This window comes from Limnohabitans sp. (genome assembly GCF_036804465.1).
GTDB lineage: Bacteria > Pseudomonadota > Gammaproteobacteria > Burkholderiales > Burkholderiaceae_C > Limnohabitans.
Genome location: NZ_DAIRSK010000002.1, coordinates 16,137 through 30,900 on the forward strand (window position 1 = coordinate 16,137; position 14,764 = coordinate 30,900).

A 14,764-nucleotide genomic window follows, 5' to 3' on the forward strand; every position below is an offset into this window, starting at 1 on the left:
ATTGAAGCGCTTGCATCCTCAGGATTGACTTGCATGGACTGCCGCAAGAAAAGCCGGTTTTTCACCCCCACCGTGCAACAACAGATTGGTCCCACTCATGTAAGCCGCCTGAGGCGAGGCCACAAACAGACAGGCTTGTGCAATGTCAGACGGCTCAGCCAAACGGCCTGCTGGGATGGTCGCACCCACAGCGGCAATCCCCGCTTCGTCGCCGTAATGCAAATGGGATTGCTCAGTCCTGACCAAGCCAGGGCTCACCGCTACCACACGAACCTTGGGGGCCCACTCCACCGCCAAAGACGAGGCCAGACTCAACACGGCGGCTTTGGCAGCGCCATAAGCCGCGCTCCCCGGCGAGGGGCGCAAAGCGCTGACGCTGCCAATGAAGACGATCACGCCGCCAAGGACTTGTTGTTGCATGGCCGCGTTGGCCGCTTGCGCCATGTGCAGTGCGGCTGTCAAATTCAGCCGTATCACGCCCTCGTGAAAACGGGCAGACACGGTTGCTGCATCGACAGAGGGGCTGCCGCCAGCGTTGTGTATCAGCACATCTAAACGGCTATGGCGCTGCGTGATGGCAGCCACCAATGCCTTGACTGCATCGGCCTCGCGCACATCGCAAGGCATAAACTCGGCGCTGCGACCGTGGATATGAGGAACTTGTTCTGGGGCCGTGCGCGCACAAACCACCACCGTCGCACGTTGAGCCAAAAAGCCCTCGGCAATGCCACGGCCAATTCCCTTGGTGCCCCCAGTGACCAAAACCACACGCTGATCGAAATCGGTTGTCTGTTCCATGGCATCTAATCTACTGGCTGGCATGGCTCCCAGATACGTCCAAAAGGACGATGTAGCTGAGGCCTCTTAAAATCAACATCGAAGAACCAAAAATTGCAGGATCTGCGTATGCCCCACGACTCTTCTCCCTTGCCTGCGAAAACAGAACCGTCCACCACTGAGAGCGAACTGCTGGTCGAATGCCGACAAGATGGCGTTGCCTTGGTGCGCATGAACCGTCCCAAAGCCACCAATGCGCTCAGTTTGAATTTACAAGCCTTGCTGTCGCAGGCATTTACCCAGTTAGCCGCAGACCCTGCGGTTCGCGCCATCGTGCTGACCGGAGGCGACAAGGTGTTTGCCGCTGGGGGCGACATCAAGAGCCTGGAGGGGGCTGGGCCGATTGAGATCATGCAACGGCACACTGAGCGTGTCTGGGCCCCCATCGAGCGCTGCCCAAAACCCATCATTGCGGCGGTCTGCGGCTACGCGTTTGGCGGAGGGGCCGAACTGGCCATGCATTGCGACATCATCTTGGCAGGCGAAGGGGCCCGCTTTTCACAGCCCGAGATCCTCATTGGCATCATGCCTGGCATTGGCGGCACGCAAAGGCTGGTGCGCGCGGTTGGCAAGTTCAACGCCATGCACATGCTGTTGACCGGCCAAGCCGTCGTCGCCCAAGACGCTTGCCGCATGGGCCTCGTCAGTCAAGTGTTTCCCGATGACCAAGTCCTACCCGAAGCTCTCAAAATGGCAGCCCTGATTGCCGCCATGCCACCTTTGGCGGCCATGCAAATCAAAGAAGTGGTGCTTGCAGGGGTGGACGCGCCTCTAGAAACAGCTCTCATGTTAGAGCGCAAAGCGAATCAATTGCTATTTGCGACGCGCGACCAAAAAGAAGGCATGCAAGCCTTCATAGAAAAGCGCAAACCCAGTTTTGAGGGGCGCTGACATGCGGACTTTGGGTTTGGTCCTGGCCTTTTGTCTGACCCTACTCGCAACGCCAGTGGCAACGGCCAATTCTTCAGCACAGGTGAAATCGGCAGACAACACCGCGCAACTGTGCCGCAACTACTCAGGCCTGCCAGCAGCCAAGCGATCTGAAAAAAACGCCGATCCATCGGTACCGCCAGGCATGGTGGCCATCCGTGGCGGACGCTTTTTGATGGGGTCGGAGCGCTTTTATCCTGAAGAAAAACCGCGGCGGGAGGTTGAAGTTGCCCCCTTCTACATTCAACGACACGAAGTCACCAATGCGCAGTTTGCAGCCTTTGTGAACAGCACGGGTTACCGCACGGTGGCAGAGCGACCGCTGGATGCCCAACAATTTCCACAACTGAGCCCTGAGCAGCGTCGGGCGGGCTCATTGGTATTCCAAAAGCCCGCGCAAGTCAACGGCATGGGCGACATCCATCAATGGTGGATCTGGACACCTGGGGCTTCTTGGCGAGCACCCGAGGGGCCCGCAAGCCATTTGCGCGGACGCGCCAACCACCCTGTGGTTCATATTGCCTTTGAGGATGCAATGGCTTACACAAAATGGGCAGGTCAAGACCTGCCCACTGAAGCAGAGTGGGAGTTTGCTGCACGCGGCGGGCTCAACGATGCCGACTACACCTGGGGCAATGACAAAAACCTTCGTGACGCCAAAGGCAAACCCTTGGCCAACTATTGGCAAGGCCCGTTCCCGTTACAAGACTTTGCGCAAGACGGCCACCACGGCACTGCGCCCGTGGGCTGCTTTGCAGCCAATGGCTATGGCCTGTTTGACATGGCTGGCAATGCTTGGGAGTTGACCAAGGACGACTACCTTGACACTCGCAGCCCTCTTGGGGGCATGAAAGTAGCCAAGGGCGGTAGCTTTCTTTGCTCCGACGATTACTGCGGCCGCTACCGACCCGCCGCGCGCACCCCGCACGGCATCGACACAGGTATGCAGCATGTGGGCTTTAGAACCATCTGGCGCAAAAGCGACAATCCAAAAAAATAAGCTTCTTTAGGCCAGCTTTTTTTCTAAACCCCACCCTCACGGGCCGTCTTCAAAAGTTGGTCCGTTGCCAACAACACCAGTTCGCGTTTGAGCACTTTGTTGGACGCATTCAGCGGAAAGCTGTCGCACCACAGCACATGGCGTGGTACTTTGTAGTTGGCCATGCGTTCACGCGACCAATCTATGAGCGCTTGCGCCGTTAATGACGCTTCAGGCCTCAGAATCACACAGGCGCAACCCACCTCGCCCATGCGCTCATCGGGCAGGCCCACCACAGCCACTTGCGCAATGTCGGGGTGATCAGACAGCAAGCGTTCAATCTCGGCTGGATAACAATTAAAGCCTCCCATGATGTACATGTCCTTGAGACGATCAGTGATGCGCAAATAGCCGCGCTCGTCCAGCACACCCACATCGCCCGTGTGCAACCAACCTTCGGCATCGATGGCCTCGCGTGTGGCAGCTTCATCGCCAAAATAGCCTTGCATGACGTGGTAGCCGCGAATCAGCACCTCACCCGACTCACCCGTTGGCACACTTGTGCCTTGCGCGTCGACGCAGCGGACTTCAGTGCCTGGAATGGCGCGACCACAAGTCAAGGCGATGGTTTGCGCGCTATCACCAGGATCACAAATGGTGGCGCACCCCCCGCATTCGGTCAGCCCGTAAGCGGTGGTGACGTGGGGAATGCCCAATTCCTCGCGCATGCGGGTGATCAACACCGGCGGCACGTTGGCAGAACCAGTCACCGCCACACGCAGTGAAGAAATATCAAAGTCCTTGAGGCTTGGGTGAGACAACATGGTCAAAAACAAGGCTGGAGGTCCAGGCAAGAAACTGATACGGTCCTGGGCGATGCGATGCAGCACGGCCTGCGCATCAAACACCTGTTCGGGATAAACCGTCGCGCCCTGAAGGAAGGCCGCCACCCATCCTGCCTTGTAACCAAAAGAGTGAAAGAACGGGTTCACGATCAAGTAACGATCGTTGGCCTGCAAGCCCACCACCTGAGCCCAAACACTGAAGGCACGAATGGTTGCGCCATGCGCTGACATCACCCCCTTGGGCCTGCCCGTCGTGCCCGAGGTAAACATCAAATCTGCGGTGTTGTCGGCTTTCAGATTATTTTCTCTGGCAGTTACTTTCCATGCTGGGATGACAGAGCCCTCAGCCAGGAACAAACGCCAGCTCATCTCTTGCGGTCGCTCCGAGGGTGAATCGGCACCCTCGCGCATCACCACAATGTGTTGCAAGCTTGCAGGGCGTTGCCCTTGCAGTAGTGCTGGGTAGTACTGACCTAGAAAGTCGCCAATACAAAACAGCAGTTTTGTTTGACTGCGCTCTAAGATGTCGGCAGCCTCGGCGCCTTTCATGCGCGTGTTCAAGGGCACCAGCACTGCGCCCGAGGCATGAATGCCGCAAGCCGCCAAGATCCACTCGTACATATTGGGGGCCCAGATGGCCACGCGATCTCCCGTTTGCACACCCAGCGCAATCAACGACGCAGCCACCGCCTGACTGCGCGCCAGCAGATCGGCATAGTCAATGGTGACAGACCCGTCAATGATGGCGGCGCGTTGCGGGAACTTTTGGGCTGCCTCACGAATCATGGCAGGCAAGGTGGTGGGCAAATGGGTCTGAGCTGTCCATGCAGACGTCTCAGGCGGGGCGTTGAGGTGCCCCTGAACGCGGGAGGTCATGTCAAGTTACTCCGGAAATTTGATGCGCAGTCTGGGACTGGTCGGCACAGCTTGGCAAGCCAATGTCCAAGCCTTGGCCAGATCTTTGTCATCCAGCACATCGTTGTGGCGCAGGTGAACGCTGCCCTCCATCACCTGACACATGCAGGAGGCGCACATGCCAGCTTGACAAGAGTAGGGCACATTCAAGCCGGCCCTTAATGCGGCGTCAAGCAAGGTGTCTTGGCCGCCGCAGCGAAAGGTATGCACTTCACCCTGAAGCGAGAGCTCGATCTCGGCCTCTTCGACGCCCTGGGTGACAGCGGCTGAGGCATGCGCAGCGGCCTTGGCGTCAGCCAATGCCGCTTCGTCGGGCAGCGATACAAAGCGCTCAACATGCATTTGCTCACTGGGCATGTCAAGGGCTTGCAAAGCCGCGACAGCCGCCTCCATGAAGAGGCCTGGGCCGCAAATGAATGCCTGCGCTTGGGGTGAAGTTTGCACATGCGCACGCGCCCATTCGGTCAACTGCGACACACTGGGAATGCCCTGCACAGAATCCAGCCAATGCGTCACCTGCAGACGTGCGGGGTGGGCCAGAGCCAAGGTCTGGAGTTCGGCGCGAAAGATCACCGACTGTTCGTCTCGGTTGGCATACAACAAGGTGATGCGCCCCTGCCCCTTGTCGAGCACTGAACGCAAAATAGAGAAAACTGGCGTGACACCACTGCCCCCCGCCATCAATAAAAAATCGCCCTCTAGCGAGCGGGGCACAAAAACGCCAGAAGGCGCCATCACCTCCATGACATCACCTGCCTTGACCTGGTCGCAAACCCAATTAGAGCCACGGCCAAGCGGCACACGCTTGATGGTGACGCGGGGCGAGGCGTCTAAGCCAAACGCGCTGGACATGGAATAACAGCGCGGCACGAAGCGGCCGTCGATGGGGAGGCGAAGCGTCAAAAACTGCCCCGGCTGGTAACGAAACTCCTCGGCCAGCGCCGCGGGGACTTCAAACACCAAAGATTTGGCGTCGTGCGTTTCAGCGCGCACCGAACTCACGCGCAGCGAGTGGTAGCGGCTCATAAGCCCATGCCCAAAATTGCACTGTCAGCGCGAATTTCGGCGCCGCTGATGGCTTGTGAATCGTCAGAGGCCAAAAACAGCAGCACCTTGGCAATGTTTTCTGGCAACGTGGCGCGACCTTTGGGATTGCGCTTGGGATCAAACATCAGGTGATGCGCAGGCACACCCGGGGCACTCGCCATCATCATGGGGGTGTAGATGCCGTCAGGGTGCAAGGAGTTGACGCGGATGGCATAGCCATTTTTTCTGCAATACAAAGCGGTCGCACGCGTCAGCGCAGCCACAGCCGCCTTGCTGGCGCTGTAGCAGGCATAGCCCTCGATGGGCAACCAAGACGACACCGAGGACATGTTGACAATGCTGCCACCGCGCTCTTTCATGGCGGCCACACCTTGTTGGCAGCCCAAAAAGCAAGAATCAGCATTGACTTGCATGAGTTGACGAAACTGCCCCAGAGTGGCGGTCTCGATGTTGCCGGGCAACAAAATGCCAGCGTTGTTGATCAGAATATCCAGCGGCCCAAACCGTGCCTGAACGGTTTGCAATGCCTCCTTCCAGTCGCTCTCGCTGCTCACGTCGTGGCGCACAAACAGGGCGCGGTCACCGCACTCCTGAGCAAACGCCTGCCCCGCCTCAGCATTGATGTCACTGATGGCCACCAAAGCGCCCTCGCCGAGCAACAATTTCACGGTTTCACGACCCACCCCGCTGGCGCCTCCTGTGACCATGGCCAATTTGGCTTGTACACGTCCCATTCAGATTCCTTTGTTAGGCCGCAGCGACAGCACGACCTGCACGCCGACCAGAAAACACACAGTCTGCCAAGGAAAGCCCACTGACATAGCGCGACGATGGCAAACCCACCGCCGTGCGCCCCGCCGCAAACAGCCCCGCAATGGGCTGGCCCGAGGTGTCCAGCACCTGCCCATTGCGCTCGTCCAGCGTCAAGCCACCCAGTGTCAAAGTGGCAAGCGGGAAGGTGGGCGATCCGATCGAAATATCCAGCGCATAAAAAGGCCCACGCGAGGTGTCGTGGCGCATGTCGGCGGACTTGCCAAACGGATCGTCACGCTCGCCACGCGCCGCAGCGTTGGCGGCATCCAAACTGGCACGCAGCTTGACGGGATCGGCCTGAATACGTGCGGCCAGCGCCTCTGGCGAGCTGGCTTTTTTGGCGCTCAACAGCAGCATGGCCAAGGCTGGCAAAGCCTGAAATGCCCACAGACCCCCCACCAGACATTGCCCAATGGCTTGCCAGCGCAGCGTGCCATCGATCACCAGCCAACCCCGCCCGCCTTGGTGATCCAGCAGTTCGTGGCCCAACTTGGCCCCATACACTTGCTCGTTGCAAAAGCGTTCGCCCTGGGTGTTGACCACGATCCCCTTTGGCCACACTGAAGGCGGCGTGATGAAACGCCAAGCCGAGACATTGCCCAAGGCTTGCGTTGCCGCGCCCACGCTTTGCCCCAGTCGCACACCACTGCCGTCGCACCCTGCACCGCCCACGGGCCAACCGCGTTTGGCGTGTGGCGCGTGTTGGGCCATTAATTCGGGGTTGTAGATGAAGCCCCCAGTCGACAAGATCACGCCTTTGAATGCACGAATCAAACGAGGAACAGCGGTAGATTGCTCGATCAGCGCGGCCTCACGGCGGCATGCAGCGGCCTTGCCAGGCCTGAAGGTGCGCCACCGCGCAACTTGCCTTTGCAGCTCAGCATGCCGCAATGTTTCGGGTGCGCCAGCGGGCAGTTGCCAAACCTCTACACCCAAGACTGGGCCAGGCTGGCCGTTGGCAGCTTGCTGGCGCACCAGGCGTCGCACAGTGGCCTGCGTCAGAGGCTGCGCGCCTGCCCGAAGTGTGGCGGCATGCAAGGCCTCATACAGCACTTTGCCCGACTGACCTTTGGCCACCACGCGGTGCCCACGCGGTGCAGGCGCACCCAACTCACCCATGCAAGCGGGCACCACTTCATTGCCAGAGAAATACAAGAACTTGCCGTCTGGCGGATAAGACGTTTTGTGGTCAGGCATGGTGGCGGCAAAACGCGCACCTTGGGCCTCTAGCCAAGCCAAGTTGGCTGTGCTGTCTTGGCAAAATTTTTGCAGGGTGGCATCACTCACCACCCCGTTCACCTCATGCTTGAGGTAGTCGGCCATCGCCTCAGGTGTGTCCTCAAATCCAGCTTCGCGCTGATACGGCGTACCGCCCCCCGCATACACCACACCGCCTGACAAAGCACTGGCACCGCCTCCTTCAAAACGGTCAATCACCAGCACCGATGCACCTGCAGCACGCGCCTCGATGCAAGCACTGGCACCAGCAGCCCCCCAACCCACCACCACCACATCAGCACTTGCGCTCCAGTCAACAGCAAAAGGGTCAGCCACTTCCAGCGCGGGTTCAACCGGAGTGACGGTTGAGATTTTTGGCGATCGACTCAAGAAACGGGCTCCAACAAATCGACGCGCTCGAGTGGCAGAGGTTGTCCTTTGATGGCTGCAATGGCACGAAAAGCAAACGTCATGGCGGGACCCAAGGTAGAACCTGCACCTGGGTATGCTGGCCCCATCACAGAAGCCGAATTGTTACCCACACAATACAAACCAGCCACGACTTGACCCGCCGCATCCAACACGCGGGCGTCGCGGTCGGTCATCAACCCGCCCTTGGTTCCGATGTCGCCTGGAAACAGCTTCATGGCATAAAAAGGCCCTTGAGAGATAGGCGCCAAATTGGGGTTGGGTTGCACATGCACGTCGCCGTAGTAACGGTCAAACACGTTGCCACCCCGATCAAAGTCGAGGTCTTTGCCCGTGGTGGCAAATTCGGTCATGCGGGCGGCACTTGCCACCAGACCTGCAGGATCTACACCGATGTGGCCAGCCAGCTCTTGCAAAGTCTCGCCCTTCCAATAAACCGTGTGAAGCCAACTCTTGCGCAGGCGGCTGTCTGGCACGGCCGATGCGGGCATGAGCGGGCCAATCGGGTAATTGGCGCGAAAAGTTGCATCAAAAACAATCCATGCCGCGATGTCCCCACCCACGCTGGCGTGATTGGCAAACATGGCCTGCTGAAATTCAGGGTAAGGACCTGATTCGTTCAAGAACCGTTCGCCTCGCGCATTCACCACGATGCACCCGGGCAGTGAGCGCTCAACAAACATAGGACGAAATTTTTCTTCCTTGGGCACGAACAGGGTTGGCACGCCCCAAGTGTGGGCCATCAGATGCAATTGCCCGCCTACAGCAGCACCGGCGCGAATGGCATCGCCGGTATTGGCTTGTGGGGGCGTGGCCGTCCAAGCTTGATCCGTGGGTTGAGGCAAATAACTTTCGCGCATCTCTTGGTTACGCTCAAAGCCACCCGCCCCCAAGATCACCGCGTGACGAGCGCGCAGTGTGATGGCTTGGCCGTCTTTTTGCACCACCACACCGGTCACGCGACCGTTTTCCGTGACCAACGATTGCAGCGGTGTTTGCAACCAAAGCGCTATATCTCTCTGACGCAACGCCGTCAACAAGCCGCCAATCAGGGCTTGACCCCCGGTCAATCGACGGTCGCGCCGGGTCTTGTTGCGCCAGGGGTAGTCCAAGAAATAGCGGGCCATGATCCACAACAGCATGAACTTGGACTTGCGCTCGCGCACCAGCATGGAACGCGCCTGAAAAGCGTTGATGTTCATGCGGCCAAAAATCAACTGCCCTGGGTTGGTCGGTCGCATCAGACTCAGGCCATCTAGCCCAAGCCGTGAGGCGTTGAAATCCACCGGATCCATGGTGCGTCCGCCAGGCAAAGCGCCCACCACGCTCGGGTAATAGTCGGAGTAGTGGGGCATGCAGCGATAGGCAACACCGATGTGACTCAAATAACGCGCCATGTGGCGCGCCGTCTCAACATAGGCCAGAACCCGCTCATCACTGGCCAAGCCTTTGGCACACGCCTTGACATAGGCAAACGCCTGCTCAACGCTATCGCGCAAGCCAGCTTTGGGCATGTCGTGGTTGTCGGGTATCCAAATGCCCCCTCCAGAGATGGCAGAGGTGCCGCCCGCCAGTTCGGTTTTTTCAATCACAAGGGGCTTGAATCCTTCGTCGCTGGCCCGAATGGCAGCCAACAAAGCACCCGCTCCCGAGCCCACCACAATCACATCAAACTCTGGATCCAACTGTTGGTGCTGCACACCGTCTCCTTTGGTCATTGAGTTGACCGTTTAGACAAATGCATCGGCGTTTGGCAAGCCCAACATGACGGCACCGTGGCTGCGGGCATAAGCGTCGGTGTTGTTGGCAATGTGCCCACGGGCCACGTGCAAATCGCGGAAGATGCGCTCGATCGAATTGCTCTTGTAGACCCCGCCCGCAGCGCAAGCACGCATGATTTCATTGACCGCCTCGGCACACAGTTTGGGCACCTGTGCCGACTGGGCGCGCTGCATCAAGCGTTCTTCGACGGGCATTCTTTCTTGATTTTTGGCGCAATCCACGACACGCTGGTAGTTGCGAAACAGCACCAGTTTGAGCTGATCGGTGGTCATCATGGCCTCGCTGACGGCCAGTTGGGCATTCACGTCTTCGGCGGACTTGGTGCCGTGTTTGCCCACAAAGCTGGCTGCACGCTGTCGGAAACTGGCCACTGCGCCTTCTGTTGCACCAATGCAGGCCGTAGAGACGGCACGCTGGAACACTTGGGTAAAAGGAATGCGATACAGCCAACCTGGGTTGGTGGCTCGACCGGGGCAACCCGCATCGCTGTGGTCATTGGTTCGTTGTGTGCGGTATTCAGGCACAAAGGCGTCCTTGACCACAATGTCATGGCTGCCCGTGGCGCGCAGACCCAAGACGTCAAAGTTCTTCACGATCTCAAAATCAGCCTTGGGAAGCAAAAATGTGCAGTGCTCAATCTCGCCTGAGCCATTCTTCTTAGGCAGCAAACCGCCCAACAAGATCCATTCGCAGTGCTCAACGCCACTGCTCCAACCCCAGCGTCCGCTGAATCGGTAGCCACCATCGACCGGCTCGGCTTTGCCAACGGGCATGTAGGTCGACGCTGTGAGTGTCATGGGGTCTTCGCCCCACACATCCTTTTGAGCCTGCTCAGGAAACAGCGGCAGTTGCCAGTTGTGGACGCCCACAACACCATAAATCCAAGCGGTGGCCATGCAGCCCTCGGCCAGTGCCATCTGAACCGAGTAAAAAACTCGGGGGTCCATTTCGTAGCCGCCCCAGCGCTTGGGTTGCAATACTTTAAAAAATCCGGCCTCCTGCATTTCGGCGATCGTCTCGGCTGGCACCAAGCCAGCGTCTTCGGCGGCTCTCGCTCGTTCTGCCAAGCGAGGGGCCATTGAACGGGCACGCTCGATCAATTCAAGAGCTTCGGGCGTCAAATAATCTTCGGTATAACTAGCCATGGTGGTTCTCCGTAAGGGCTTTTGAGATGCAAATGATTAAAGCAAAATAGCAGAAAACGTTTTTTATAAGGGTAGATATTCCCATCCAGCGGCGTTGGACTCATCGTCCAATCAGACTAAAAGCCGCAACGCCAGCCCAAGCACTTGTCGCCTGCTTGGCCAGCGGGCCCATCTAGTCCGTGTGAAGGATTCACGCAGGCACAGCCCAAGGCAAGCTTGAGGGACCGCATTTGGAGCCCCCATGGACAAACCCTCCCCGCCATTCGACCCGAAGGACTTTCGCCGCGCGCTGGGTATGTTTGCCACGGGTGTCACCATCGTCACCACTTGCTCGGACGATGGCACCCAAGTCGGCGTGACCGCCAACAGCTTTAACTCCGTCTCCCTAGACCCGCCCATGGTGCTCTGGAGCCTGGCCAACAATGCCCGCAGCTTGCCCGTGTTCAGCACCTCCCAAGATTGGAATGTGCACATTTTGTCGAACGCGCAAGAGGCCTTGTCAAACCGTTTTGCACGCAGTGGTGAGGACAAATTTGCGGGCCTTTCGCTTGAGAAATCCATCAGCAAAGCACCGCTTTTGCCAGGCTGCAGCGCACGCTTTCAATGCCGCACCGCTTTCCAGTACGAGGGGGGCGACCACACGATTTTTGTCGGCGAAGTGTTGCAGTACGACAGCAGTTCGCTGCCGCCGCTGCTGTATGTGAAAGGGGGTTACGCCCTCGCGGCTCCGATGGCGGGGCCTGTTTCTACTGAGTCCCAGGCCAACCTCGAAGGGGCCTCTTATTCGGAAAACCTGTTGGGCTACTTATTTGGGCGCGCCCATTTTCAGTTTGTGCACGGTCTGCGTGGCACGCTGCAAGCGCGACAACTGTCGGATACAGACTTTTTTGTGCTCTCTTTGCTGAGCGTGCGCCAGCCCCTCACCACCGATGAGATCGCTGCACACATTGCCTACACCGGGGTTGACCTGGCTTCGGGCGCTTTGCAATCGATGGTGCAGCGCGGCTTGTTGCTTGAGCACGTGGGTGACGCAACGCAGTTGCGCCTAAGCCCCGCGGGCAGCGATGCGATTTTGCATGTGCTGGCGGCCGCCAAAGCGGTGGAGTCAGATTTGGTGCAGCGCATGGGCGAGTTGGAATCTGCTGGGTTGCGTAATTTATTGAAACAAGCCATCCTTGCCACCGACCCTGGCTTGCCAAAACTCTGGCAAGCACCCGTTCATTTTTGATTGTTTGACATGCAAACCTCTTACTCCATCCCTGAAGGTCATTACTTAGACATCGCCCCTGTTGCGGGCCTACCCCAGCGTGTGCACTACCACGACATGGGCGCTGGCGAGGTTGTTATCTTTTTACACGGCGCAGGGGGTGGCGCCAGCGGTTACAGCAATTTCAAAGGCAATTACCCCGTTTTTGCCCAAGCGGGTTACCGCACATTGGTGCCCGATTTGTTGGGCTACGGCTTGTCCAGCAAACCCGATCTGCCGCAATACGACCTGGATTTTTTCATCCACGGCGTCAAAGGCTTGGTGGATGGACTTGGCCTCACCCAGGTCACGCTGCTGGGCAACTCATTGGGCGGGGCTGTGGCGCTGGGCTACGCATTGGCCTACCCACAAGACGTGAGCCGCTTGATTTTGATGGCACCCGGCGGGGTCGAAGATCTGGACACTTACCTCGCCATGCCTGGCATTGCCAACATGTTTGAGATTTACAAGTCGGGCAAAACGGGGGCTGAGGCGATGCGTGCCGTCATGACCATGCAACTGTTCGATCCAAGTTTGTTGTCGGACGAGATCATCAACGAACGCGCCCCGATTGCAGCCACCCAGACGCAGGCGGCACGCTCTGTTCTCAAAGTACCCAACATGACCACGCAACTGCATGCGCTGCAATGCCCCGTGTTTGGCTTTTGGGGGGTCAATGATTTGTTCAACCCCGTCAGTGGGTCCACCAAGCTGATGGAAAACTGCCCGCGTGCGCGCATGGTGTTGGTGAACCGCTGTGGCCATTGGGTTCAAGTGGAACACCGTGATCTGTTTAACCGCAGTTGTATTGACTTTTTACAGAAAGGCTGACCCTTGGATGCCGCACTGATTCGCCAACTGGGCGACGATCTGTTTGACGCCCTCAGGGAGCGTCGAACATTGCCACCTCTGAGCACCCGTTATCCCGATTTATCGGTAGACGATGCCTACGCCATCTCATTGCAGTTTTTAGACCGCCGCTTGGCGGCTGGCGAGCGACTGATTGGGAAAAAAATTGGCGTCACCTCTCTAGCCGTGCAAGAGATGTTGGGTGTGTTTCAGCCAGATTTTGGATTTTTAACCCACGTCATGCAATGCGCCGATGGCGCGACTGTCTCCCTCCAGCAAGCGGGGCTGATTCAGCCCAGAGCAGAGGGCGAAATCGCCTTCATGCTCAAGTCTGACCTGCAAGGCCCCGGGGTCACACGCGACGACGTGCTGGCCGCCACCGAATGGGTCGCGCCTTGTTTTGAGATCGTTGACTCCCGCATTGACAACTGGAAAATCAAAATCCAAGACACCGTCGCCGACAACGCCTCGTGCGGTGTCTTTGTGGTGGGCACGCGTCACACCGATCCACACGCTTTGGACTTGGCGGCTGCTTCCATGCAGATGATGAAAAACAACCAACCGGCAGGCGCCGGGCTAGGCAGTGCCGTGCAAGGCCACCCCGCCGAAGCGGTGGCTTGGCTGGCCAACACCTTGGGTGCATTTGGCATTCCGTTCAAGGCCGGTGAGCTGATTTTGTCGGGCTCGCTCGCACCCCTGGTTCCAGCCGTGGCTGGAGACCGTTTTTCGATGCACATTGAGGGCCTGGGCGGCTGCTCTGTGGCTTTTTCAGAATAAGGAAACATCATGTCCTCCCCAAAAATCAAATGCGCCCTCATCGGGCCAGGCAACATCGGCACCGACTTGTTGGCCAAACTTCAACGCAGCGCAGTGCTCGAGCCCGTCTGGATGGTGGGCATTGACCCCGAATCCGATGGCTTAAAGCGCGCGCAAGCCATGGGCATCAAAACCACGGCCGAGGGCGTGGACGGGCTGTTGCCCCATGTGCTGGAAGATGGCGTGCAGATAGCCTTTGATGCAACCAGTGCGTATATCCATGCCGACAACAGCCGCAAGCTCAACGCCTTGGGCGTGCTGATGATTGACCTCACACCCGCTGCCATTGGCCCTTTTTGCGTGCCTCCAGTCAATCTGATGTCGCACATGGGCCAAGGGGCCATGAACGTCAACATGGTCACCTGCGGTGGGCAGGCCACCATCCCCATGGTGGCCGCTGTCAGTCGGGTTCAGCCCGTGCGCTATGGAGAAATTGTGGCCACGGTGGCCAGTCGCTCGGTGGGGCCGGGGACGCGAAAAAACATCGACGAATTCACACGCACGACCGCTGGTGCCGTCGAACAAATTGGTGGCGCTAAAAAGGGCAAGGCCATCATCGTCATCAACCCCGCCGAGCCTGCGCTGATGATGCGCGACACCGTGCACTGCCTGACCGAGACCACGCCAGACCAAACGGCCATCACCGCCTCGATTCACCAGATGATTGCCGAGGTGCAAAAGTATGTGCCCGGCTACAAATTGGTCAATGGCCCGATGTTCGATGGCAACCGCGTCTCTGTCTATCTGGAGGTCGAAGGCTTGGGCGATTACTTGCCCAAGTTTGCTGGCAACTTAGACATCATGACCGCCGCCGCCGCTCGCACAGCCGAGATGTTTGCTGAAGAAATCATCGCAGGTAGACTGGTTTTGAAATCCATCCCCGACCCTGCTGCCATCACGGCTAACGCCTGAA

General features: G+C 58.3%; 13 protein-coding genes. 6 read left to right on the plus strand and 7 right to left on the minus strand.

Annotated features, from left to right (window positions below; genetic code table 11):
• Positions 1-18: 18 nt before the first annotated feature.
• Complete coding sequence (locus tag V7Q41_RS01205) at positions 19-798, minus strand: SDR family oxidoreductase (protein WP_333841734.1); 780 nt, start codon at positions 796-798, stop codon at positions 19-21.
• Positions 799-906: 108 nt separating this feature from the next.
• Between V7Q41_RS01205 and V7Q41_RS01210 the strand changes: the two genes are divergently transcribed.
• The gene (locus tag V7Q41_RS01210; protein ID WP_333841737.1) at positions 907-1,728 is read left to right on the plus strand and encodes an enoyl-CoA hydratase; all 822 of its coding nucleotides are present in this window, start codon (positions 907-909) and stop codon (positions 1,726-1,728) included.
• Positions 1,729-1,783: 55 nt separating this feature from the next.
• The gene (locus tag V7Q41_RS01215) at positions 1,784-2,767 is read left to right on the plus strand and encodes a formylglycine-generating enzyme family protein (RefSeq protein WP_333841740.1); all 984 of its coding nucleotides are present in this window, start codon (positions 1,784-1,786) and stop codon (positions 2,765-2,767) included.
• 23 nt (positions 2,768-2,790) lie between these two features.
• Here the strand turns inward: V7Q41_RS01215 and V7Q41_RS01220 are convergent, their stop codons facing one another.
• Genes V7Q41_RS01220 through V7Q41_RS01245 form a run of 6 tightly spaced genes read right to left on the minus strand, consistent with a single transcriptional unit; the run spans position 2,791 to position 10,940 of the window.
• Positions 2,791-4,467 carry a FadD3 family acyl-CoA ligase gene (locus tag V7Q41_RS01220; protein ID WP_333841743.1) on the minus strand — a complete coding sequence of 559 codons (1,677 nt, stop codon included), beginning with the start codon at positions 4,465-4,467 and terminating at the stop codon, positions 2,791-2,793.
• Positions 4,468-4,473: 6 nt separating this feature from the next.
• Positions 4,474-5,532, minus strand: a complete 1,059-nt coding sequence (locus V7Q41_RS01225) for a ferredoxin--NADP reductase (RefSeq protein WP_333841745.1) — start codon at positions 5,530-5,532, stop codon at positions 4,474-4,476.
• Positions 5,529-6,287: an SDR family oxidoreductase gene (locus tag V7Q41_RS01230; protein WP_333841748.1), complete on the minus strand. Its 759-nt coding sequence runs from the start codon at positions 6,285-6,287 to the stop codon at positions 5,529-5,531. The genes V7Q41_RS01225 and V7Q41_RS01230 overlap by 4 nt, the downstream gene beginning before the upstream one ends.
• A 13-nt stretch (positions 6,288-6,300) precedes the next feature.
• Positions 6,301-7,974 carry an FAD-binding protein gene (locus V7Q41_RS01235; protein WP_333841750.1) on the minus strand — a complete coding sequence of 558 codons (1,674 nt, stop codon included), beginning with the start codon at positions 7,972-7,974 and terminating at the stop codon, positions 6,301-6,303.
• Positions 7,971-9,731 (minus strand): FAD-binding protein, encoded by a 1,761-nt coding sequence (locus V7Q41_RS01240; protein ID WP_333841752.1) that lies wholly within the window; start codon positions 9,729-9,731, stop codon positions 7,971-7,973. The genes V7Q41_RS01235 and V7Q41_RS01240 overlap by 4 nt, the downstream gene beginning before the upstream one ends.
• A gap of 12 nt (positions 9,732-9,743) precedes the next feature.
• Positions 9,744-10,940, minus strand: a complete 1,197-nt coding sequence (locus V7Q41_RS01245) for an acyl-CoA dehydrogenase family protein (RefSeq protein WP_333841754.1) — start codon at positions 10,938-10,940, stop codon at positions 9,744-9,746.
• 241 nt (positions 10,941-11,181) lie between these two features.
• Here V7Q41_RS01245 and V7Q41_RS01250 point away from each other — a divergent pair, with 241 nt between their 5' ends.
• Genes V7Q41_RS01250 through V7Q41_RS01265 form a run of 4 tightly spaced genes read left to right on the plus strand, consistent with a single transcriptional unit; the run spans position 11,182 to position 14,763 of the window.
• The gene (locus V7Q41_RS01250) at positions 11,182-12,168 is read left to right on the plus strand and encodes a flavin reductase (protein ID WP_333841756.1); all 987 of its coding nucleotides are present in this window, start codon (positions 11,182-11,184) and stop codon (positions 12,166-12,168) included.
• A 9-nt stretch (positions 12,169-12,177) separates the two neighbouring features.
• A complete protein-coding gene (locus tag V7Q41_RS01255) occupies positions 12,178-13,017 on the plus strand; it encodes an alpha/beta fold hydrolase (RefSeq protein WP_333841759.1) in 840 nt (279 codons plus the stop codon).
• A gap of 3 nt (positions 13,018-13,020) precedes the next feature.
• The gene (locus V7Q41_RS01260) at positions 13,021-13,812 is read left to right on the plus strand and encodes a fumarylacetoacetate hydrolase family protein (protein WP_333841761.1); all 792 of its coding nucleotides are present in this window, start codon (positions 13,021-13,023) and stop codon (positions 13,810-13,812) included.
• A gap of 9 nt (positions 13,813-13,821) precedes the next feature.
• On the plus strand, positions 13,822-14,763 hold the full coding sequence (locus V7Q41_RS01265) for an acetaldehyde dehydrogenase (acetylating) (protein WP_333841763.1): 942 nt from the start codon (positions 13,822-13,824) through the stop codon (positions 14,761-14,763).
• Position 14,764 lies beyond the last annotated feature (1 nt).